The 19924-nt window shown below is 60.5% G+C and carries 23 protein-coding genes and 3 tRNA genes; 16 read left to right on the forward strand and 10 right to left on the reverse strand.

Translation table 11 applies throughout. From position 1 onward, the window contains the following. Positions 1-21: 21 nt before the first annotated feature. From rplS to SIB72_RS00375, 3 genes are all read left to right on the forward strand, one after another. A complete protein-coding gene (gene rplS / locus SIB72_RS00365) occupies positions 22-495 on the forward strand; it encodes a 50S ribosomal protein L19 (protein WP_413744252.1) in 474 nt (157 codons plus the stop codon). A 63-nt stretch (positions 496-558) separates the two neighbouring features. After that, positions 559-631, forward strand: a tRNA-Trp gene (locus SIB72_RS00370). A 36-nt stretch (positions 632-667) separates the two neighbouring features. After that, on the forward strand, positions 668-856 hold the full coding sequence (locus tag SIB72_RS00375) for a hyperconserved protein Hcp (RefSeq protein ID WP_006043540.1): 189 nt from the start codon (positions 668-670) through the stop codon (positions 854-856). A gap of 66 nt (positions 857-922) precedes the next feature. On the opposite strand, the gene SIB72_RS00380 is transcribed toward SIB72_RS00375, so the two are convergent. Next, positions 923-1804, reverse strand: coding sequence for a LysR substrate-binding domain-containing protein (locus SIB72_RS00380; RefSeq protein ID WP_413744253.1), 882 nt, complete (start codon positions 1802-1804; stop codon positions 923-925). A gap of 231 nt (positions 1805-2035) precedes the next feature. On the opposite strand from SIB72_RS00380, the gene SIB72_RS00385 reads away from it, so the two are divergent. Together SIB72_RS00385 and gltX are read left to right on the forward strand one after the other, a co-directional pair. Beyond that, positions 2036-2109, forward strand: a tRNA-Asp gene (locus SIB72_RS00385). Between the two features lie 20 nt (positions 2110-2129). Next, entirely contained in the window at positions 2130-3563 is a 1434-nt protein-coding gene (gene gltX, locus SIB72_RS00390; RefSeq protein ID WP_413744254.1) for a glutamate--tRNA ligase, read from the forward strand. Here the strand turns inward: gltX and SIB72_RS00395 are convergent. The 4 genes from SIB72_RS00395 to wecB are packed head-to-tail and all read right to left on the reverse strand — an operon-like array spanning position 3513 to position 6753. After that, complete coding sequence (locus SIB72_RS00395; RefSeq protein WP_115118953.1) at positions 3513-4781, reverse strand: cation:proton antiporter; 1269 nt, start codon at positions 4779-4781, stop codon at positions 3513-3515. The genes gltX and SIB72_RS00395 overlap by 51 nt on opposite strands. Continuing rightward, positions 4771-5016 carry a hypothetical protein gene (locus tag SIB72_RS00400; RefSeq protein ID WP_115018567.1) on the reverse strand — a complete coding sequence of 82 codons (246 nt, stop codon included), beginning with the start codon at positions 5014-5016 and terminating at the stop codon, positions 4771-4773. Before SIB72_RS00400 ends, SIB72_RS00395 begins: the two co-directional genes overlap by 11 nt. Continuing rightward, a complete protein-coding gene (locus SIB72_RS00405) occupies positions 5013-5618 on the reverse strand; it encodes a DUF1643 domain-containing protein (protein WP_413744255.1) in 606 nt (201 codons plus the stop codon). Before SIB72_RS00405 ends, SIB72_RS00400 begins: the two co-directional genes overlap by 4 nt. A gap of 22 nt (positions 5619-5640) precedes the next feature. Then, positions 5641-6753: a non-hydrolyzing UDP-N-acetylglucosamine 2-epimerase gene (gene wecB, locus SIB72_RS00410; RefSeq protein ID WP_413744256.1), complete on the reverse strand. Its 1113-nt coding sequence runs from the start codon at positions 6751-6753 to the stop codon at positions 5641-5643. A gap of 58 nt (positions 6754-6811) precedes the next feature. Here wecB and SIB72_RS00415 point away from each other — a divergent pair, with 58 nt between their 5' ends. Next, positions 6812-8080, forward strand: coding sequence for a type IV pilus twitching motility protein PilT (locus SIB72_RS00415; RefSeq protein ID WP_413744257.1), 1269 nt, complete (start codon positions 6812-6814; stop codon positions 8078-8080). Positions 8081-8094: 14 nt separating this feature from the next. Here the strand turns inward: SIB72_RS00415 and SIB72_RS00420 are convergent, their stop codons facing one another. Together SIB72_RS00420 and tsaD are read right to left on the reverse strand one after the other, a co-directional pair. Next, positions 8095-8283 (reverse strand): high light inducible protein, encoded by a 189-nt coding sequence (locus tag SIB72_RS00420; RefSeq protein ID WP_413744258.1) that lies wholly within the window; start codon positions 8281-8283, stop codon positions 8095-8097. 46 nt (positions 8284-8329) lie between these two features. Then, the gene (gene tsaD, locus SIB72_RS00425; RefSeq protein WP_413744259.1) at positions 8330-9400 is read right to left on the reverse strand and encodes a tRNA (adenosine(37)-N6)-threonylcarbamoyltransferase complex transferase subunit TsaD; all 1071 of its coding nucleotides are present in this window, start codon (positions 9398-9400) and stop codon (positions 8330-8332) included. A gap of 77 nt (positions 9401-9477) precedes the next feature. On the opposite strand from tsaD, the gene SIB72_RS00430 reads away from it, so the two are divergent. Together SIB72_RS00430 and psaJ are read left to right on the forward strand one after the other, a co-directional pair. Continuing rightward, positions 9478-9957 (forward strand): Photosystem I reaction center subunit III, encoded by a 480-nt coding sequence (locus SIB72_RS00430; RefSeq protein ID WP_115118964.1) that lies wholly within the window; start codon positions 9478-9480, stop codon positions 9955-9957. Positions 9958-10002: 45 nt separating this feature from the next. After that, positions 10003-10119, forward strand: a complete 117-nt coding sequence (psaJ, locus tag SIB72_RS00435) for a photosystem I reaction center subunit IX (protein ID WP_007098612.1) — start codon at positions 10003-10005, stop codon at positions 10117-10119. A gap of 247 nt (positions 10120-10366) precedes the next feature. On the opposite strand, the gene gmk is transcribed toward psaJ, so the two are convergent. Further along, positions 10367-10933 carry a guanylate kinase gene (gene gmk / locus SIB72_RS00440; protein WP_413744260.1) on the reverse strand — a complete coding sequence of 189 codons (567 nt, stop codon included), beginning with the start codon at positions 10931-10933 and terminating at the stop codon, positions 10367-10369. Between the two features lie 66 nt (positions 10934-10999). Between gmk and SIB72_RS00445 the strand changes: the two genes are divergently transcribed. Together SIB72_RS00445 and tatC are read left to right on the forward strand one after the other, a co-directional pair. Continuing rightward, a complete protein-coding gene (locus SIB72_RS00445; protein WP_413744261.1) occupies positions 11000-12733 on the forward strand; it encodes an NFACT RNA binding domain-containing protein in 1734 nt (577 codons plus the stop codon). A gap of 135 nt (positions 12734-12868) precedes the next feature. After that, positions 12869-13603, forward strand: a complete 735-nt coding sequence (gene tatC, locus SIB72_RS00450) for a twin-arginine translocase subunit TatC (protein ID WP_115118970.1) — start codon at positions 12869-12871, stop codon at positions 13601-13603. On the opposite strand, the gene SIB72_RS00455 is transcribed toward tatC, so the two are convergent. Next, entirely contained in the window at positions 13554-13898 is a 345-nt protein-coding gene (locus SIB72_RS00455; RefSeq protein WP_413744262.1) for a DUF3067 family protein, read from the reverse strand. The genes tatC and SIB72_RS00455 overlap by 50 nt on opposite strands. 104 nt (positions 13899-14002) lie before the next feature. Here SIB72_RS00455 and petC point away from each other — a divergent pair, with 104 nt between their 5' ends. The 6 genes from petC to SIB72_RS00485 all read left to right on the forward strand — a co-directional run bounded on the left by petC (position 14003) and on the right by SIB72_RS00485 (position 18286). After that, positions 14003-14539 carry a cytochrome b6-f complex iron-sulfur subunit gene (petC, locus tag SIB72_RS00460; RefSeq protein ID WP_115018551.1) on the forward strand — a complete coding sequence of 179 codons (537 nt, stop codon included), beginning with the start codon at positions 14003-14005 and terminating at the stop codon, positions 14537-14539. 43 nt (positions 14540-14582) lie between these two features. Continuing rightward, positions 14583-15512, forward strand: coding sequence for a cytochrome f (gene petA, locus SIB72_RS00465; protein WP_413744263.1), 930 nt, complete (start codon positions 14583-14585; stop codon positions 15510-15512). Between the two features lie 20 nt (positions 15513-15532). Beyond that, positions 15533-16381, forward strand: a complete 849-nt coding sequence (gene lgt / locus SIB72_RS00470; protein ID WP_115118974.1) for a prolipoprotein diacylglyceryl transferase — start codon at positions 15533-15535, stop codon at positions 16379-16381. 5 nt (positions 16382-16386) lie between these two features. After that, complete coding sequence (cobM, locus tag SIB72_RS00475; RefSeq protein ID WP_115118976.1) at positions 16387-17157, forward strand: precorrin-4 C(11)-methyltransferase; 771 nt, start codon at positions 16387-16389, stop codon at positions 17155-17157. Between the two features lie 38 nt (positions 17158-17195). Continuing rightward, positions 17196-17267 (forward strand) — tRNA-Val (locus SIB72_RS00480). A 104-nt stretch (positions 17268-17371) separates the two neighbouring features. Then, positions 17372-18286, forward strand: a complete 915-nt coding sequence (locus SIB72_RS00485) for a RodZ domain-containing protein (RefSeq protein ID WP_413744264.1) — start codon at positions 17372-17374, stop codon at positions 18284-18286. Here the strand turns inward: SIB72_RS00485 and SIB72_RS00490 are convergent. Then, a complete protein-coding gene (locus SIB72_RS00490) occupies positions 18198-19820 on the reverse strand; it encodes a Ppx/GppA phosphatase family protein (RefSeq protein ID WP_413744265.1) in 1623 nt (540 codons plus the stop codon). The two genes, SIB72_RS00485 and SIB72_RS00490, sit on opposite strands and share 89 nt — an antisense overlap. Between the last annotated feature and the right edge of the window lie 104 nt (positions 19821-19924).

Consider the following 19924-nt stretch of genomic DNA (forward strand, 5'->3'; position numbering starts at 1 on the left):
GCGTGATTACCCGGAGCTGGGATGGCAGCGGATCCGAAAGAGACTTCCGTACAGGAAGAAGCCACAGACGTGGCCAGCAGTGATGTAGCTGTCGCCGATGCTCCTGCCAAGGACACTGGCAGTGCATCGACCGTGAAGCTGAGCGCCCAAGAACTGATCAGGGAATTCGAAGCCGGTCAGCAGAAATCCGAGCTCCCCGACATTTATGTCGGAGACACCGTCAAGGTGGGCGTTCGCATTAGTGAAGGCAACAAGGAGCGAGTGCAGCCCTATGAAGGCGTTGTGATTGCCAAGCGCCACGGAGGCATCAACGCCACCATCACCGTTCGACGCATCTTCCAAGGAATCGGTGTGGAGAGGGTCTTTATGGTCCATAGTCCGCAAGTCGCCTCCATTAAGGTTGAGCGTCGCGGTAAAGTGCGTAGGGCGAAGCTTTTCTATCTGCGGGACCGGGTGGGCAAGGCCACTCGGGTGAAGCAGCGCTTCGACCGCTGAGGCTTTCGCTTCATTACCGTCTAAAAACCATTGTTTTGCGATGGTCGAGGGGTCCATCGCCTTGCGCCGTTAGTTCAGTTGGTAGAACGCAGGTCTCCAAAACCTGATGTCGGGGGTTCGAGTCCTCCACGGCGCGTCCGATGCCCCCTCATGCAGTTTCCTGAGTTCGAGCATGGAGTTGGATCTTCAACCTGGTGACGTCGTGAAGGTGCTCGAATCAGCCGCCCTTGGCTGGGTTCGTGCACGAGTGATCCGCGTCAAATCTGGTGGTCGTGTCGTGGTACAGAGCGATCAAGGCCGTGAGTTCACAGCTCGGGGGAATCAGGTGCGCCTGATTGAACCAGCTGGATTCCGTCCCTGACGATCAACGTCACGGTCATTTCTATCCCCGAAGCTCCGCCTCAGGCGGGGCTTTTTTAATTGCTCATCAATTGAGAGCCATCTCCAGCTCAGGGAAGTCCTCTGCCAGCAGTTCGCAACGGTGTATGAGCAGCTGGAGAAGATCCTGAATCACCACTTCCTCCAGGAGATCACGGCGAACAACTAGAGATTCACCGCTGATCAGGCCGAGGTTGAAATCCAGAGGAACCAAGCCTGGCATCACCTCCAAAGCGAGACAGGTGGCATAGGTCAACGTGACCTGATCCTCAGTTCGCCCATGCCAAAGCTCTGGGCGGTAGCGCTTCATGCGTACCCGGGTCTGCCAGAGGCCATGGCCCCGCAGGATCGCCTCAGTCTGTGGAAACATGCCTGATGGCAAGCCAAGACTGGGAAACGGATCGAGATCCGACGCCGAAAGTGGTCCGCATCCAGCCAGGGGATGATCAACAGCAGCCACCAGGTGCACAGGAGATCGGCAGAGATCGATCACACACAGATCGGGATCCCTGTCCGGCAGATCTGGTTGGTAACTGGCGATCCAGGCATCGATCACACGCTCACGCAAGAGCTGTAGTGGCCGCTCCATGCCCACATGATCCCAAGTACCACCCTCCCAATGTTTCGGGATGGGCTCCAAAAGAGAGGGTGCCGACCAGAAATTGGCTTCAACCCTGAGCGGTGGGGAGACGGAATCCCCAAGCAGGCGCTTTTTCTGATGAACCAAGCGCTCCATCATCAACAGATTGACGTCGCCATGCATCTGCCACTCGCCATCCACGCGCTCCATGGCAAGACCGAAGAGGGTCAGACTTTCGCTGTTGTTTCTCGACACCGTGCTCTGAGAACAGTGCAGACGCTGTGAAGCTCTCTCCCCTGACCTCAGCCAGTAGGTGGTATCCAGCATGCGCAGTGCATCAAGCGTGATCATGGCGGAGTAGCGCCGTTCAAATCGCAGCCTCTAACTGCCAACTATTAATTCAGCTAATCGATCACATCCCCGCAAGAGATGAAGGTTGAGCGCAATTTCATCCGGAACCCGCATAATTTGCCGGTTTTCAGCATTGGGTTGACGGAGGGCCGGGCTGAGGTCGATACTTCCTTGGTCGTGCAAGCGACACAGGGCAACCGCAGAAGATCATTCTCCTGAGTGGGTGCACCTGGGACCGTAGTTCAACCGGTTAGAGCACCGCCCTGTCACGGCGGAAGTTGCGGGTTCGAATCCCGTCGGTCCCGTTCCAAAGCCCCACGTCACAGTGTCGGTTCGCGTTCGTCTGGCTCCTAGCCCAACCGGGACTCTTCACATCGGTACGGCTCGAACCGCAGTCTTCAATTGGCTGTATGCCCGTCACAGCGGAGGTTCGTTCCTGTTGCGGATTGAGGACACCGACAAGGAGCGCTCCAAACCAGAATTCACGCAAAACATCCTCGAAGGCCTGCAATGGCTTGGGATCGACTGGGACGAGGAACCCATCATCCAGAGCGAGCGGGTTGCCGAGCACCGCGCCGCGATTCAAGCTCTGCTCGACAAGGGCCTGGCCTATCGCTGCTACGCCAGCGAGTCCGAACTGGAGGCCATGAGGGAGGCCCAAAAAGCGTCCAACCAAGCCCCTCGCTACGACAATCGTCACCGCAACCTCACTCCGGAGCAAGAAGCAGCTTTCCAGGCGGATGGCCGCGAAGCGGTGATCCGATTCCGTATCGATGACTCCGCCGAAATCCGCTGGAACGATCTGGTGCGGGGCCCGATGAGCTGGCGTGGAGCGGACCTCGGTGGCGACATGGTGGTGGCGCGCCGCGCTGCTGCGGATCAGATCGGCGACCCCCTCTACAACCTGGTGGTAGTGGTGGACGACGCAGCCATGGCCATCTCCCATGTGATCCGTGGCGAAGACCACATCGCCAACACCGCCAAGCAACTCCTGCTCTATGAGGCGATGGGCCTGCCAGTACCGACCTTTGCCCACGCACCGCTCATCCTTAATGCCGAGGGTCGCAAGCTGTCCAAGCGGGATGGTGTCACCTCGATCAATGATTTTCGCTCGATGGGATACAACGCTGAGGCCCTGGCCAACTACATGACGCTGTTGGGCTGGTCCGTTCCGGAAGGAATGGAGGAGCGCTTCACCCTGGAGGAAGCGGCCGCATCGTTCAGTTTTGACCGCGTCAACAAGGCTGGTGCACGCTTCGACTGGGACAAGCTCAACTGGCTCAATGCCCAGGTGCTGCACAACTGGAGCCATGATCAGCTGCTGGAGTCACTGATACCGCTCTGGCACGACCAAGGCTGGAGTCTTCCTGATGATCGAAGCTGGGCAGTCACACTGGCTGAGCTGCTCGGCCCCTCCCTCACCCTTCTCAACGACGGGGTTGACCAGGCAAGGCCATTCTTCGATGAACCACCCTTGGAAAGCGACGCCGTGGCTCAGATCGAAAGCAATGGGGCCCGCGATGCCCTTCAAGCTCTCATCGTTCTGCTTGACGCCACCCCATGGGACGGGATGGATGTTGCTCGCGGTCAGGACATGATCGGAGCTGCAGCAAAAACTGCCGGCGTCAAAAAAGGTGTGCTGATGAAATCACTGCGAGCGGCTCTGCTGGGGCGACTCCAGGGACCTGATCTGATGACCACCTGGAGCCTATTGGCCAGGATCGGTTGCGACCGGCAACGACTCAACCGCTGCCTCTGATTCCGACCCAGCCGCATCCGCAGGCTCAGGATCCACCAGACCCAGAACCTTGGCCAACGGTTGGGCTGTCAGACCTTGCAGACCAACGGTCATCAGGATCGTTAAAAACACAAGGCCCTGCAACCGACCGGCGCCAAGCACACCCGCCTGCTCTAGACGGATCGCGAACAAGGACGCCACCGCAGCCGTGACGATGCCCCGTGGCGCGAGCCAGCCCATAAACAAACGCTGTCTCCAGTCCAGAGGAAGGCCAATGGTGGCCACGCTGACCGCCACAGGGCGAACCACCAACATCAGCACCAGCACACAGCTCACCCCTCCCCAGCCCAGGGGGCTGAGCTCCGCCCAAGACACATCAGCCGCGAGCAGCGGGAACAACATGGTGATCGCCAGCCGGGCTAGTTCACGGATCACTTCATCGAGCTGAGCTGCCTGCGTGGAGGGACGACGGCCCACCACCACGCCTGCCGCCACGGAAGCCGGTAGCCCTGACTCGGGCAACAGCCACTCACAGGCACCGAACATCAAGAACAGAACGCCAAGAGTGATCTGCAGACGAAGCCCCACCGAGGGATCGGGCCGCAGACGACGCAGTCCCTCAGACAGCAACCAGCCAGCGGCAAGACCGATCAGCACGCCGCCACCGAGACGGGCCAGAAGCCCCATGGCCAGCTCCCGCCAGCCGTGAAGGTTTCCAAGCAGAAGCTCCAGCAGCAACAGGGCCAGAACAGCTCCCACCGGTTCCAGCACCAGACCCTCGGCTTCGAGCACATCCCCCAAGGGTGAGGCGAGGCGAATCTGCTGGATCAATGGCGTCACCACCGTGGGACCGGTAGCTAGGACGATGGCGCTGTAGACCGCCGCCACCGACCAGTTCAGGCCCGCCAGCCAATGGGCCGCCAGCAGTCCCGCACCAAGTGACAGCAACAGCCGAATCACCGAGATGCGCAGGACCGTGGCCTTAATCGTGTCGCCGGGAAGGCGCAGGTTGAGGCCGCCGTCGAAGAGCACCAGGCTCACCAGCAGACCCACGACTGTGGCCAGGCCCTGGCCAAGGTCTAGGGGTTCGACAAGCCCAAGGCCAGAACGGCCGATCAGCAGCCCGGACAGCAGTAGCAGCACCACCCCTGGCAACCCCGAAAGGGCTGCCAGAAGACGAGCGGAAGCCCCGGCGAACACCGTGACACCCCAGAGCAGACCCAAACGCTCAGGCGTCATCGATGGAGGTGAATTGCGGCTCTACCCGGAGCCCGATCACCGCGTCCGGCCGCACCACGAGATATTCCCCCTCCAGATCCCCCAGAGGCACATTGACGAATCCAGACTCCGCTCCAGCACTGACCAACCCCTGATACCACTGCTGAAACTGCTCCAGAGTTGAAAAATGCACCCTCTCGGTCTGCCCACCGATCAGATGGAGCGAGACGGCGTAACGGCGCGGTGTGCGAGTCATAGCCGAACCGTACTAGCAGGACCCTGGCTCCCAGGCTGCACCAGCAGGCACGGCTGCTCTCCAATCCAGGCTTGAGGCATGGCCGAAGCGGGGCGATAGAGAGGGTGGCGGGGATGACCTCCTTGGGTTGTACCGAGGCAGAACGCAGCTGCTGCACCTCTCCTGCGGCGCAACGCAGCGAATGAGACGAGGCGCTCCAGCAGCCAGTGATCACGCCCTTGAAAACTGCCATGAGCTCCCCAGCCCAACCACAGGTCCACAGAGGCGGTCAGGCTCCAGCGTTGTAACCAGCTCTCCAGCACAGCATCATTGCCAGCTCCAATGGGAAACGGGTGCCGGCGCAGAGCCGCAGGAGAGGGCGTCACCAGGGCAAACAGATTGAGCACCACCAAGCGTTGATATCCCCAGCCACGGGCGAAACCGCAGAGTCGACGAAGCGTTGGGTCATCGCTGCCGGCATCAGCCCGGGATGGATTAAGCCCGCAATAAATGAGGGTGTTCAGGCCTTGGCCACCCGGTGTGATCCGATTGGGGGGGAGCCAGCGCCGCTCCAGCAACCAGCGATAACGCCCGCAGCGACTGAAAGCGGCACGACCAACCACGGCTGTCGCGCAGGGCCGAGGCTCAGACCGCGAGCAGGGCACGGGCCGCCTCAAGGATCCTGGCACTGGCCTGACCATCACCAAAGGGGTTCACCGCCCGGGCCATTGCGTCGTATGCCTGCGGGTCGCTGAGCAACAGCGACGCCTCGGCCGCGATGGTGTCGGCATCGGTGCCGACAAGACGCGCCGTGCCGGAATCCACTGCTTCTGGACGCTCGGTGGTGCGACGGAGCACTAGCACGGGCTTACCCAGGGCGGGAGCCTCCTCCTGGAGACCACCTGAATCGGTCAGCAACAGGGTGCAGCCTTTCATCGCCGCCACGAGCCGGTCGTAATCCAGGGGTTCGGTGAGGATCACCCGAGGATGGGAACCCAGCAGAGCTTGAAGCGGTTCACGCACTGTCGGGTTGCGATGAAGCGGAAGCAGCAAGGCTGTGTCGGGATGAGCGTTGAGCACCTTGAGCATGCCCTCGGCAATGCTCGTCAAGCGATCACCCCAGTTTTCGCGGCGATGGACGGTCGCCAAGATCACCCGCTGAGTGGACCAGTCGATCGGCATGTCATTGAGCTCAGGCGCACGCTCAGCCATGCGCAACAGGGCATCGATCACGGTGTTTCCAGTGACCATGACCTGACCCACAACGCCCGAGGCCTGAAGGTTCCGCTCAGAGCGCTGGGTGGGTGCGAAATGGAGCTGGGCCACCTGGGAAATCAACCTGCGGTTGGCCTCTTCCGGGAACGGGTCAAGAATGTTGTCGGTGCGCAGACCGGCCTCGACATGGCCAACAGGGATCTGTTCGTAGAAGGCGGCCAAGGCTGCCGCGAAGGCTGTCGTGGTGTCCCCCTGAACAAGCACCAACGCGGGGGGATAGGCCTGAAAGTCGTCGCGCAACCCCTGCAGGGCCGCACATGTGACATGGGTGAGTGTCTGGCGGGGGGCCATCAAATCGAGATCATGGTCGGCACGGAGACCGAACAAATCCATCACCTGAGTCACCATCTCGCGATGCTGCCCCGTGAGCACCACGCGGGTCTCCAACAGTGCACAGGCCTGAAACTCCTGGATCACCGGAGCGAGCTTGATGGCCTCAGGACGGGTGCCGAGCACGATCGTCACCCTGGGCTTCCCAGCCATACATCCCTCAACGGTCGCCTCAGTTTAAGAGCGATTCCTGCTTGCCAGATCCACAGCCATGGCGAAGCTGAAGAGATCAGGCTCTGCTGACACAGTGACCAGTCCGGTTTTTCCTCCAGGCTTCCCACCGCTTCCGCCGCGCCCGGTCGCGGACCAGGACAACAGCGGCAGCCTTGGCGAGGCAACCTCGGAGCAAGCCACACCCTTGGGGACCCCGGCAGCGCAGGTCGCTCCCTCTCAAGCAGCGACCAACTCCGGGCCAAACGGTGGTCCAAGCCTTGAGGCGATCGTGCGCATCGCCTACGACGCCGGACACTCCGATGTGCATCTGGGGGTGGGGGAACAGCCGCGCTTCAGGGCCCGCGGCGAGATGGTGATCACCGAGTGGCCTGAGACAACCGCCGCAGTATTTCAAGCCTGGCTGCAAGAAATCCTCAGTCCGCAGCAGATTGACGCCTTCACCACCACGAAAGAGTTCGATGGATCCCATGCCTTCCCCTTCGTCAGGGTGCGGATCAACCTGCTGGACTCACTGCGAGGCCCGGCCATGGTGTTGCGGCTGATCCCCCAGACGATCCTCAGCTTGGAACAACTGCGGCTTCCTGAGGTGCTGCAGGGGTTGGCCGCCCGTCCGAAAGGCTTGGTACTGGTGACAGGTCCCACCGGCTCTGGCAAGAGCACAACCCTCGCCGCAATGATCGACTGGATCAACAGGCACCAGACACGCCACATCCTGACGATTGAGGATCCGGTGGAATTCGTCCACCAGAGCCAACAATCGCTCATCCGCCATCGGGAGGTGGGCCAACACACGCTGAAATTTCACAACGCCCTAAGGGCAGCGCTGCGGGAAGACCCGGATGTGATCCTCGTGGGTGAGATCAGAGATCGCGAAACCCTGAGCACAGCCCTCGAAGCCTCCCAAACCGGTCACCTGGTGTTCGGCACCCTGCACACCAATTCCGCCGTCAAAACAGTGGAGAGGGTGCTTGGCATGTACCCACCGGATGAACAAGAGAGTGTGCGTCGCGCCCTGTCGGAATCGCTACTGGGTGTGATCGCCCAGGGACTGATCCGCTCGACAGATGCCAAACGCGCCGCTTATCACGACATCCTGATCAACACAGACGCCTGCAGGGACTACATCCAGCGGGGTGCTCTCGATGAGGTTGAGGAAATCATGGAGCGCAGCGGCTTTGATGGCATGGTCACGATGAACCAGTCGTTACAAGCCCTGGTGGAGGCTGGCCGGGTGGATGGTGAAGCTGCAATCGCTGTCAGTCTCAAACCGAACGAACTGGCTCAGGCCCTAAGAGGCAGGAGTTGAAGCAATGCAGCCTTTCAGGACAAACCGCTGCTGAAGAGGCGCACGATCAGAAGCACAACAAGGGCGACCGACAGACCGAGCATGGCCAGTCGGCCATTCCAGATCTCCGCCTGCGGAGTAATGCCACGACGCCAAGCATTGAGTTCATCACTGGGAACCTCTTCCAGGAGAGAAGTGCCATCGGGAGCGGATTCAGTTGCCATGGGGCGGCCCGCAATTTTGTTGATAACAACTTTAAGGAAAATCTGTTCAGAACGGCGGCGCCTCCGCTTGCAGAGCAGAAGCCTGATCGAGCGGCCAGCGGGCCGAGACCCCTAGCGAGATCGAACTCATTTGGGGCGCCAGAGACAAACGCTGCACAGCGGCCGCTCCAACCATGGCGGCGTTGTCCGTGCAGTAAGCAAGCGGCGCGCAACACACGGCGACGCCGTCCTTCCCGCCTCGGAGCTGCATCAGGCTCCGTAAACGACGATTAGCCGCCACCCCCCCCACCATCACCAGGCGAGAGAGGCCAAGCTCGCGGCAACAGCGCAGGCTGCGGTCAACCAGAACATCCGCCACCACCTGCTCGAAACTGGCAGCCAGATCAGCCAGAGGCAGCGGATCAAACTGATCTCGCAATGCCTCGACCTGGCGAAGCATCGCTGTTTTCAGGCCACTGAAAGAGAAGTCATAGGGATAAAAGCCCCCTTCTGGCCGCTTCACACGCCCCTTGGGCAAGGCGAAGCGGCGTGGATCCCCTGTTTCTGCCAACGCCTGGATCGCAGGCCCTCCCGGATAGGCCAGGCCCAGCAAACGGGCCACTTTGTCGAAGGCCTCACCAGCCGCGTCATCGTGACTGCGGCCGAGCCGCAGCATCCCTCCATCAGCATCGACACGGATCAGTTCCGTATGGCCTCCGCTCACCAGCAGCACCAAATAAGGAGGCCTGGGTGGATCGGGCGCTAGTTGCACTGAAGCGAGATGGGCCTCGAGATGGTGAATCGCAAGAAACGGCCGTTGGTGCAACACCGCCAGGCTGCGCGCTGTCACCGAACCAACCATCAGGGCACCAACCAGCCCCGGAGCCACGGTGGCCGCCACCGCATCGAGCTGATCAACGTCCACCTCAGCCTCTGACAAGGCTGCCTCCACAAGATGAGGCAAGGCTTCGACATGCCTGCGCGATGCAATTTCCGGCACCACCCCACCCCACTGGGCATGCTCCTCAACCTGGGAGGCGATGCCATGGGCAAGCACCTCCATTCCTCTGCCGCTCCGGCGCACGATCGCAGCAGCTGACTCGTCACAACTTGTTTCGAGGGCCAGCACCGTTGTCATTTGGTTGGGGAGCCTCCCCTAGTGTCCGCATGTGACATCCTGCCGTTTCGGGGCAGGCTTAATCAGGAATCCTTCCGATGCGTCGTCTCTTTGCCCTTGCGCTTTCGGCCCTTCTTGTCTTCGGCTTCGCCCCAGTTGCCAAGGCTGATGTGGCAGGTCTGACTCCCTGCTCCGAAAGTGCCCGTTTCCAGCAGCGTGCCAGTGCAGCTGCCACCCCGCAGGCCAAAGCCCGCTTCGAGATGTACAGCCAAGCAGTTTGTGGAGAAGACGGTCTTCCCCACCTGATTGTTGATGGCCGCTTTAGCCACGCTGGTGACTTCGTGTATCCCGGCCTGATGTTCCTCTACATCACCGGATGCATCGGCTGGGCCGGGCGTGAGTATCTCAAAGCCACCCGTGGCACCAAAGAGCAATACACCAAGGAAATCCAGATCGATCTCAAGCTCGCCCTTAAGAGCTGTATCGCTGCTGCTTCCTGGCCTCTGGCTGCCTTCGGCGAATTCACCAGCGGCAAGCTGCTTGAAAGCGACGACAAGGTGACCGTCTCACCTCGCTGAGCCTCTCTCAAGATCACTTCACTCGTTTTCAACAACTGAATTCCGATGCAGAAATTCCTCACCACCGCTCCAGTGGTTGCAGCAATCTGGTTCACCCTCACCGCAGGCATCCTGATTGAGTGGAACCGCTTCTTCCCTGATCTCCTTTTCCACCCCATGTGATTGGAGAACAATCCATCAAAAAAGGAGGCCTTTGTTGGCCTCCTTTTTTGATGCCTTTTCATCGCTTCAACAGTCCTAGGCGGCAGCACGGGTTGAGCAGCAAAGAGCAGTGTCGACAACGAGCTTCATCGACAACGAGCTTCATCGACAACGAGCTTCATCGACAACGAGCTTCATCGACAACGAGCTTCATCGACAACGAGCTTCATCGACAACGAGCTTCATCGACAACAGCCTTCCGCTCAAGTCAAGCCAGACCCATCAGGCTCTCCAGCGCAACAAGAGCAACATCAAGATCGTCATTGATGACGACCGCATCAAATTCCCCCTTAGCCTCCAGTTCCTGCTTGGCTCTGGCGAGACGGCGTTGGATCGCCTCTTCTGCATCGGTGCCGCGGCCGCGGATGCGCTGTTCAAGCACCTGAAAGCTGGGGGGAGCCAAAAAAATCTGCTGCGCATCAGGAAAGGTGCGACGCACCTGACGCGCCCCCTCCAACTCGATCTCCAACAACACCGGCGAGCCAGCCGCCAACCTGACTTCCACAGGCTGGCGGGGGGTGCCATAACAGTTGCCGGCAAATTCAGCCCACTCCAACAATCCCCCCTCCGCCACCAGAGCATCAAATTGCTCTCGACGATGGAAGAAATAGTGCACACCGTCCTTCTCCCCCTCACGCGGAGAGCGCGTCGTCGCAGACACGGACAACCACAGCGAAGGATGGCGTTCCCGTAAACGGGTCACGAGAGTGCCCTTGCCAACGCCGCTGGGCCCGGTCAACACCGTGAGCCTTGCGCATGTCTCGGATAGGGGCATGAATCGCTTCCGGTCACCCCCCAGGGTAGGAAGGCATCCTGCTCAGCAGGTTCCACCATCCCAACGATGGGCACGCCTTCACCACAGGTCATGGACGTCACCACCCTGCTGGCGGTGGTGAACGATCTGCGCGGACGCGTGCTGCCGAGTCGATTCGAGAAAGCCCAGCAGCCTGATAGCCAGACCCTCCAACTCGGTTTCCGCACGCTGCAGGGCATGGTGTGGCTTGAGCTGAGCTGGCGAGCCGACTGCCCTCGGCTGGTACAGATTCCGCCACCACCCAGGAACGGCAGCGGCAGCACCCTGGCGCAACAGAGCCAGCACAGTCTTCGCCAGCTCGCTCTGGTCGAGATGGAGCAGGAGGGATTCGAACGGGTGGTGCGCTTCGGATTTGCCAGCCGGCCTGGCAATCCCGTGCAACGACATCTGGTCTTGGAACTGATGGGCCGCCACAGCAACCTGCTGCTCCTTGATGAACGCAATCGGGTGATCGCTCTGGGCCGCCAGGTGAGGGGTCATCAATCACGGGTGCGACCCATCGGCACCGGGGATGACTACGTGCCACCCCCACCACTGCAAAGCAGTCCACCGCAGAAGGATGAAGACTTCGCGCGTTGGAGAAAACGGCTGACTCTGCTACCGGTTCCCCTCGCCAAAGCCTTGCCCCAGGCCTACCAGGGCATTAGTCCGGCTTTGGCACGACAACTGGCGGCAGATGACCCCACTGCGACCCACTCTCTTCTCAACACTCCTGTTCAAGAGATTGATCAGAGGCAATGGGAACAGCTGCATGGACGCTGGCAGCAGTGGTTGCACTGCCTGGACGAGGCCAGCTTCAGGCTCCACATCTCAACCGCAACGAATAGCTATCGCGTGTGGGGAGCGACCGCAGTGCCATTAGCGGCCTCAACCCAAAAAGAACCACCCCTGAGCCTGACGCTCGGTTGCTACTACAGCGATCAGCTGCAGGCCCGAGAACTGGAACGTCAAAGCGAGGAGCTGCGCCAGCAGCTCCTCCAGGCCAGACGCCGGGAAGAGGAGCTGCTGCTGGATCAGATCACCAAAATGCAAGCCACCGACTCGGCTGCGGAGCTGCAACAACAGGCGGATGGCCTGTTGTGCCTGCCGGCTCCTAGTCGCGACCAGATTGATCAGGCACAGAAGCTTTACCGCCGCGCACGCAAACTGCGAAGGGCAGTGCCTCAGCTGGAGGAACGGCAGCGCCACCATCGCCAACGGCTGGCCTTAATCGACGGCAGCGAGGCCTTTCTTGAGGAGGTGCTTTCTGCAGGCTGGGACTGCCCTAGGCAGCGGTTGGAGCGCCTGAATGAGCTGCGTCTCGAGGCGCAGGAATTGTTGACCTCTCAGCGGCGACGTGGCCGTCGCCAAGGGGCACCTCGACCAGCGCTCCAGCCCCAGCCCTTGGAACTGCGCTCACCAGCAGGTCTGACGATCCAGGTGGGCCGCAACCACCGACAGAACGATTGGATCAGCCTGCGCCATGCCAAGCCAGGCGACCTTTGGTTCCACGCCCAGGAATGCCCCGGCAGCCACGTTGTGCTGAAGGCATCTACCGGCCTGGCGGATGAAGCCGACCTCACTCTGGCGGCCGATCTGGCAGCCCTATTCAGCCGAGCACGCGGCAACCGTCGCGTGGCGGTAGTGATGGTGCCGGTGGAGCAACTGCAGCGGATTGTTGGGGCTGGGCCAGGCACAGTGCGCCACCGCGGTGGCGCTGTGCGTTGGGCCGAACCCGAGCGCGCTGAGCAACAGCTCCAAGCCGGAGAACTTCTAGCCTGAAGCAAGCACAGGCACGCCTTTCTGAGCCCTCCCGAACCGATCGATCAGCCGGACGTCATCCCCAAGCCGCTCGCGCCTCCTCCGCCGATCCAGATCGGTCGATCCGGAGGGGCGGATCTACCGGCGGATAAAGAGATGCCTCTGCTGGACCATCTCGAGGAACTGCGCCAACGCGTTCTGCGCAGCCTGGTTGCGGTGGTAGTGGCAGCGATCGCCTGCCTGGTAGCGGTGAAGCCGCTGGTTCGGCTCCTGGAGGAACCGGCCGGCTCGATCCATTTTCTCCAACTCGCACCTGGGGAGTTTCTATTCGTCTCCTTCAAGGTGGCCGGCTACGCCGGCCTCACCCTGGCACTGCCCTATGTGCTCTATCAGGGACTGGCCTTTGTACTCCCAGGCCTCACGCGCAATGAACGCCGCCTCATCGCTCCGGCCGTAGCTGGCTCGGCAGTGCTGTTTCTGGGGGGATTGGCCTTTGCCTGGTGGGCACTCGTGCCTGCGGCCCTGCGCTTCCTGGTGAGCTATGGCGCCGATGTCGTGGAACCGCTCTGGTCGATCGAGCGCTACCTCGACTTCGTGCTGCTGCTGATGCTGGCGACAGGTCTGGCGTTCCAACTGCCTGTGCTGCAACTGCTGCTCGGATTGTTTGGGCTGATCAACTGGAAATCAATGCTGGCGGCCTGGCGCTGGGTTGTGCTGGCGGCATCCCTGGCTGGAGCAGTGCTCACGCCTTCCACCGATCCGATCACAATGCTGTTACTGGCAGGAGCGATCACGGCGCTGTTCCTCATCGGTGTGGGGCTGGTGGCCCTCACCGAGAGATTCAGAGCACAAACTCCTCCAGACGCTCCCCCCCCTGAAGCGGCAGGCTGAGGGCCTTTCCGAGGCGAGGGCGATCGCGAGTCGTGGCCAACCACTCGCGCACCACCTGCGCCTGAGCTAAACGATTCACAACATCAATCACATCCGCGATGTGCTCCCGATAGGCGTTTTCGTCGAGGGGAAACGACTGCTGCTCGAGATACGCCCACATCACATGGAGGTAAAGACGCCCCCTACGAACGACCAGCTGAAGGTCGTAACTCGCCTGCCAGCGCTGCTGTAAGCAGCCAATCACCTCATCGACGGTCAAGGGGCTGGGAGCCTCTCCAGCACGAACGTCAAGCACGGAATCGCAAGAAAGAACAATCGGTAAAGCCCTGTCGTCGCAAAGTGTGACGGGACCTTTAGCGTCCATAATGATCGCCATTCAGTGACGGTTGATCACCCGCCATGACCCAAGCCTCCTCGAGCGATGTGCCCGGAATGGGTCGTCGGCAGTTCATGAATCTGCTGACATTCGGCTCCGTGACTGGCGTTGCCCTGGGTGCTCTCTATCCGGTTGCCAACTACTTCATCCCTCCCCGGGCCGCAGGTAGTGGTGGTGGAACCAGTGCCAAGGATGAACTTGGCAACGCTGTCACCGCCTCCGGATGGCTGAACAGCCACCCCAGCGGCGACCGCAGCCTGGTGCAGGGCCTCAAAGGTGACCCCACCTATCTGATCGTCGAAGGCGACGACGCCATCGGCAGTTACGGCATCAATGCCATCTGCACCCATCTTGGCTGCGTTGTGCCTTGGAACAGCGGTGCCAACAAATTCATGTGCCCTTGCCACGGCAGCCAGTACGACGCCACCGGCAAGGTGGTGCGTGGTCCTGCTCCCCTTTCTCTGGCCCTGGCGAACGTGAGTGTCGAGAACGACAACGTGTTCGTGAGCCAGTGGACCGAAACCGACTTCCGCACGGGCGAGAAGCCCTGGTGGGCCTGATCAACCCAGCCGTCCTCCCATCCCACCCCGCTCCTCGTCCCCCATGCGTCGCCTCCTCTCACCTCTTCTCGCAGCCCTGATCATGGGCATGGCCGTGCTCACGGCACCCACCGCATCCTGGGCTTACCCCTTCTGGGCTCAGCAGAACTACGACAGTCCCCGGGAAGCAACTGGCAAGATCGTTTGCGCTAACTGCCACCTCGCCAACAAGCTCACCCAAGCTGAGGTACCCCAATCGGTGCTTCCCGACAGTGTGTTCAAAGCTGTTGTGAAGGTTCCTTATCAGTCAGGCCTGCAGGAAGTCGGTGCTGATGGCAGCCAGGTACCGCTCCAAGTTGGTGCTGTGGTGATGCTTCCCGATGGTTTCACCCTGGCACCGCAGGACCGTTGGACCGACGAGATCAAAGAAGAAACTGAAGGGGTCTACTTCAGTCAGTACAGCGACGACCAACCCAACATCCTCCTGGTTGGACCAATCCCCGGAGATCAGAATCAGGAAATCGTGTTCCCGATCCTGTCTCCAGACCCTGCAACCGACAGCAGCATTCAGTTCGGCAAATATCAGATCCACGTTGGCGGCAACCGTGGCCGTGGCCAGGTCTACCCCACCGGTGAAAAGTCCAACAACACCCTCTTCACCGCCACTGCTGAGGGTCGCATTGCCTCGATTGAGCCTGGCGACAACGGTGCAAGCTTGGTGACCATTGAGACGGCTGAAGGCACCACCACTGAGACCATTCCTGTGGGCCCCGAACTGGCTGTTGCAGTTGGTGATCAAGTGGAAGCAGGTGCTCCCCTCACCAATGATCCCAATGTGGGTGGCTTCGGCCAGCTCGATGCAGAAGTGGTTCTCCAGAACCCTGTTCGCATCTACGGCCTGCTCGCCTTCTTTGCTGCCGTAGCCCTTGCCCAGATCATGCTGGTGCTGAAGAAGAGACAGGTGGAGAAAGTGCAGGCTGCTGAAGGCGTCTGAGGTCTGTGTCACTCCTCTCGTTGTTCACGTCACCAGGGCCCGAGCTTTTCCAGCTCGGGCCTTTTGCTCTGCGTTGGTACGGGTTGCTGATTGCCCTGGCCGTGTTGATCGGCCTCAACCTGTCCAGCTGGCTGGCCAGGCAGCGGCAGCTCGAGCAAGGACTGATCAGTGATCTGCTGCCGATCCTTGTGCTCTCAGCGGTGATCGGAGCCAGGCTTTACTACGTCGCTTTTGAGTGGCGTAACTACGCCGCCACTCCCTTGAAAGCTCTGGCGATCTGGGAAGGCGGCATCGCCATTCATGGAGCCCTAATCGCAGGAACCCTTGCCGTCATTCTGTTCTGCCGCTGGAGGCGACAGCCCTTCTGGGATGTATTGGACGTGCTCGTGCCATCCGTGGCCCTTGGTCAATCAATCGGTCGTTGGGGCAATTTCTTCAATAGCGAAGCCTTCGGAGTGCCTACAGACCTCCCCTGGAAACTGCTGATCAAGACCGTTCCGATGAACGTCCAGAGGCTCTTTCCTGACGCCCAGTTCTTCCATCCCACCTTCCTCTACGAATCCCTTTGGAACTTGGTGGTCTTTGCAGTGCTCATGCTGCTGTTCCTCCGAGCCAAACAGGGATCGCTAAAACTGCCTGCTGGTGCTCTCAGCTGCCTGTATCTGCTCGCCTACAGCCTGGGGCGTCTCTGGATTGAAGGCTTGCGCATCGATCCCCTCTGCCTGGGTGGCATGCCTCCCTTCTGCGATGGCGGACTGCGCATGGCCCAGTTGATGAGCCTGATGCTGATGGCCCTTGCGGCTGCTGGGCTGTGGTGGCTGTATGGACGCGATCGGTCCCTTCCCGATCCGGGCCTCCGTCAGGGCTGATTTCCATGTCTTCCACACCCAGCAGAATTGCCATCGTTGGCGCAGGACCAGGCGCGCCAGATCTGCTGACCCGACGCGCCGAAGACCGACTCAAAACAGCCGACGTTCTGATCTGGACCGATTCACTGGTCTCTCCGCAGATTGCCGCGCTTGCATCGCAACGTTGCGAACGCATCCGCACCAGCAACCTCACCCTTGAAGAGGTGCTGCCAGTGATGATTGATCGCGCACGCAAAGGATTGCGAGTGGTCCGTCTTCATGACGGTGACCCCTGTCTTTATGGAGCCTTGTCTGAGCAGGTCTGCGGACTGGCTGATGCCGGTATCAGCGTTGAGGTCGTGCCTGGGCTGAGTGCTTATCAGGCCACTGCATCCGCTCTCAGCGCAGAACTCACAATTCCAGGCATCGTCCAGACCATCGTGCTCAGTCGCGCCGGCGGACGGACCGGCGTGCCACAAACCGAAGAACTGGCGAACTTGGCCCGCCTCCAAGCATCCCTCTGCCTCTACCTGAGTGCCCGTCATGTTGACGAGGTGCAGGCCACCTTGCTCGAGCATTATCCGGCCGACACACCCGTAGCGATTGGCTACCGGGTGAGCTGGCCTGATCAGTGGCTGGATGTGGTGCCGCTGAATGCGATGGCGAAGGCCTCCAAAGAGCGAGATCTGATCCGCACAACCCTCTACATCGTCAGTCCAGCCCTTGCAAGCCAAGGACGCCGTTCCATGCTTTATTCCCCCAGCCACGACCATCTATTCCGTCCCCAGCAGGGGTAACAAACAAGCACCGGTGGTGGTTTAAGATCCCTTCGTGCGGGCGATTAGCACAGTGGTAGCGCACTTCCTTCACACGGAAGGGGTCACTGGTTCGAATCCAGTATCGCCCATTGATTCTTGATGCCCAGCAGCACATTTTTAGATCAATTGGATCAGGACAAATCCGATCTTTACCATTAGGTTCTGCCTGATCGAAAAGAGCGTGCTCTTGGATATGGCGAATGTCGACCATTCCTCCAGCGACAACCACAGCGAGACCAGGCAAGAATCATTCACCGGTCTTCAACAGGTCGGGGCTGCTCTCCAGTCCGCCCGAGAATCCCAGGGCCTGAGCCTTCATCAGCTGGCCGAAGGCCTTCACATGGGCGATGAACAGCTCAAGGCTCTTGAAGCCGGTGACCGCGCCAACCTTGCCGAAAGCGTTTTTGTTCGCGCCACGGTGCGACGTGTTGCCGACAGGCTACGGATGGATCCAGAGCCCTTGATCGCCGCCCTTCGCGATCTGGATGGCATGGACTCCGACCAACGGTCCAAACGCTCCACTGCGAGATCCACTCCGGCCCAAGCTCCTGGACAGACCGGTGCAAAACCCAACCAGAGCGGACGTTTAATCCGAATCGCAATGGTGGCCGTGGCCGTGGGGGCGGCAGTCGCCGCTGGTTGGGGCTGGAGCCAAACCGCCTTCCGACGTCAGCCCTTGCTGCCGCAAAGACCACCATCAGCCTCGGCTTCCCTGCCATCGCCCCAGCCAACACCCCCTCAGCTGCGGGCCAGTCAAGGGCTCGAGCTGACGGATCAAGCCTCGACAACGAGGGGCAGCAACCAGTCGGTCACCATTTTCACGAAGGAGCCCAGCTGGATCGCTATCCGCGATCGAGAAGGCCAGCTTCTGTTTGAAGGCATGGTGGACTCCCAAAAAACCTTCGACGCAAGCAACGGCATTGAGATCTATGCCGGCAGGCCGGATCTGGTGACGGTGAACGATGACGGTCAGAGCCAAGGCCCCTTGGGTGCAATCGATCAGCTGCGTTGGTATCCCATCACTGCTGCACCTTCACCTTCAGAGCCAAACCAGTCGCTTCCTGCAACACCAGCGAACAACCCTCAAGGCTCCACTGCTCGAGACTGAGGTTCTGGTTCATTCGCTCTGGCACCAGTTCAAGCGAGAGAATCCCCTGTTTTGTTTTGACGCGGATCGAATCGACCACCGGTTCAGGCCGTCGATCGAGGGCTGAAGCCAGACGCAGCAACAAAGCCATCTCCGACACGGTGCGGCGTTCAGAGCGCGTTTGCAGTGCCTGCCAAGCTTCATGCCGCTTTTTGGGCAGGCTGCGGCGGTGGTAGCGGGCGATCGCCGCAACCATCAAGTGTTCGGTTTCGGAGTAACCGAGCAGCTCACCGTGACGAATCAAATACCAGGAATGCTTGTGATAAGCGCTGAGGTTGATGTGCTGACCACAGGCATGGAGCATGGCCGCAGCCCAGAGCAACTCCCGTCCCAGACCGGTATCCCGATGCAGCACACCGGCGGTGTTGTCATAAAGACAGAGGGCATGCTTGGCGACCCGTTCCGCCCGTTGCTGATCAACAGCGAAACGCTGTACCTGATGGATGACGGTGCGCTGGCGAATGCTGCTCTGAAAACTGAAGCGGTCTTCGAGAAGACCGTGACGCAACATCCAGTCAACGATCAAGCCCTCTCGAAGCGCCCTTTCGCTCAGCACCATCTCCTCAACGTCGAGCATTTGCATGGTGGTCTGCAGGATCAACGCGCCCGGCACGATGATCTCGGCCCGTCGGTCGTTGATCGGCGCCAAACCCTTGCGCTGCTCTGGGGAGAGAGTCACCAATCGATCAACAACCCGGTCAAGGCGATCACGATCCAGGCGATAGCCATGCAGCTTCAGCGGAGCACGGTCGTCCTCGCTGGCGGCGAGAGCGCCAATCGCCATGGCGGTGCCACTGGTGGCGACCATCACAGGCGTTTCTCCCGGCTTGATGCGCCGCCGAACCTTGTCGACTGCAGGCTCCAAGGAACCTTGGATGTAAGCCCGTAGGAAGGCCTGTCCCTTGGGAGGCAGAGGATCTTCCCTAACGAAATCACGCTGAAGCCGCACGGCTCCAACGCGGGTGCTGGTCAGGGCGCGGGCATCGCGTCCGTCAGCCAGGATCAGTTCGGTGGATCCACCGCCGATATCCAGCAGCAGGTGAGGGCGATCCCCAAAAGACATGCCAGAGAGCACCCCGAGGTAGATCAGTCGCGCCTCTTCAGGACCACTGACGAGATCGACATCGAGATCGAGTTCATCTTTGACCTGTTGGAGAAACTGACGGCCATTCGGTGCTTCCCGGACGGCACTGGTGGCCGCCGTGACAATCTGCTCAACCTGATGGCTGGCGGCCAGATCGGTGAACCGGCGCAGGGCATCCATGCCACGCGCGAGCGCCTCCTTACTGAGGTGTCCCGTGGCAGCATCCCGTTCTCCGAGCCTTGTGGTGGATTTCTCCGCCAGCACAACGCTGAAGGTGCGCAAGCTGGGATCCACCGCCGCGACCAACAGGTGGGTGGAATTGGTGCCGATGTCGATCGCGGCGACGCGTCTGAGCTCTCTCACGCCCTGGCGCTGAGCGTTGTCAGATGACGCGGCGTCGACACCTGCCATCAGCAGAGACTTGCAAACCGCTCACACTCTGGCATCGGTCCATGGAGAGACCATCAAGCACCGCCTCAAGGGAAGGAGTGCCTAAGGTTTTTTGAAACACCGCT

Source organism: Synechococcus sp. MIT S9451 (genome assembly GCF_047304725.1).
In the GTDB taxonomy this organism is placed as follows: domain Bacteria; phylum Cyanobacteriota; class Cyanobacteriia; order PCC-6307; family Cyanobiaceae; genus Synechococcus_C.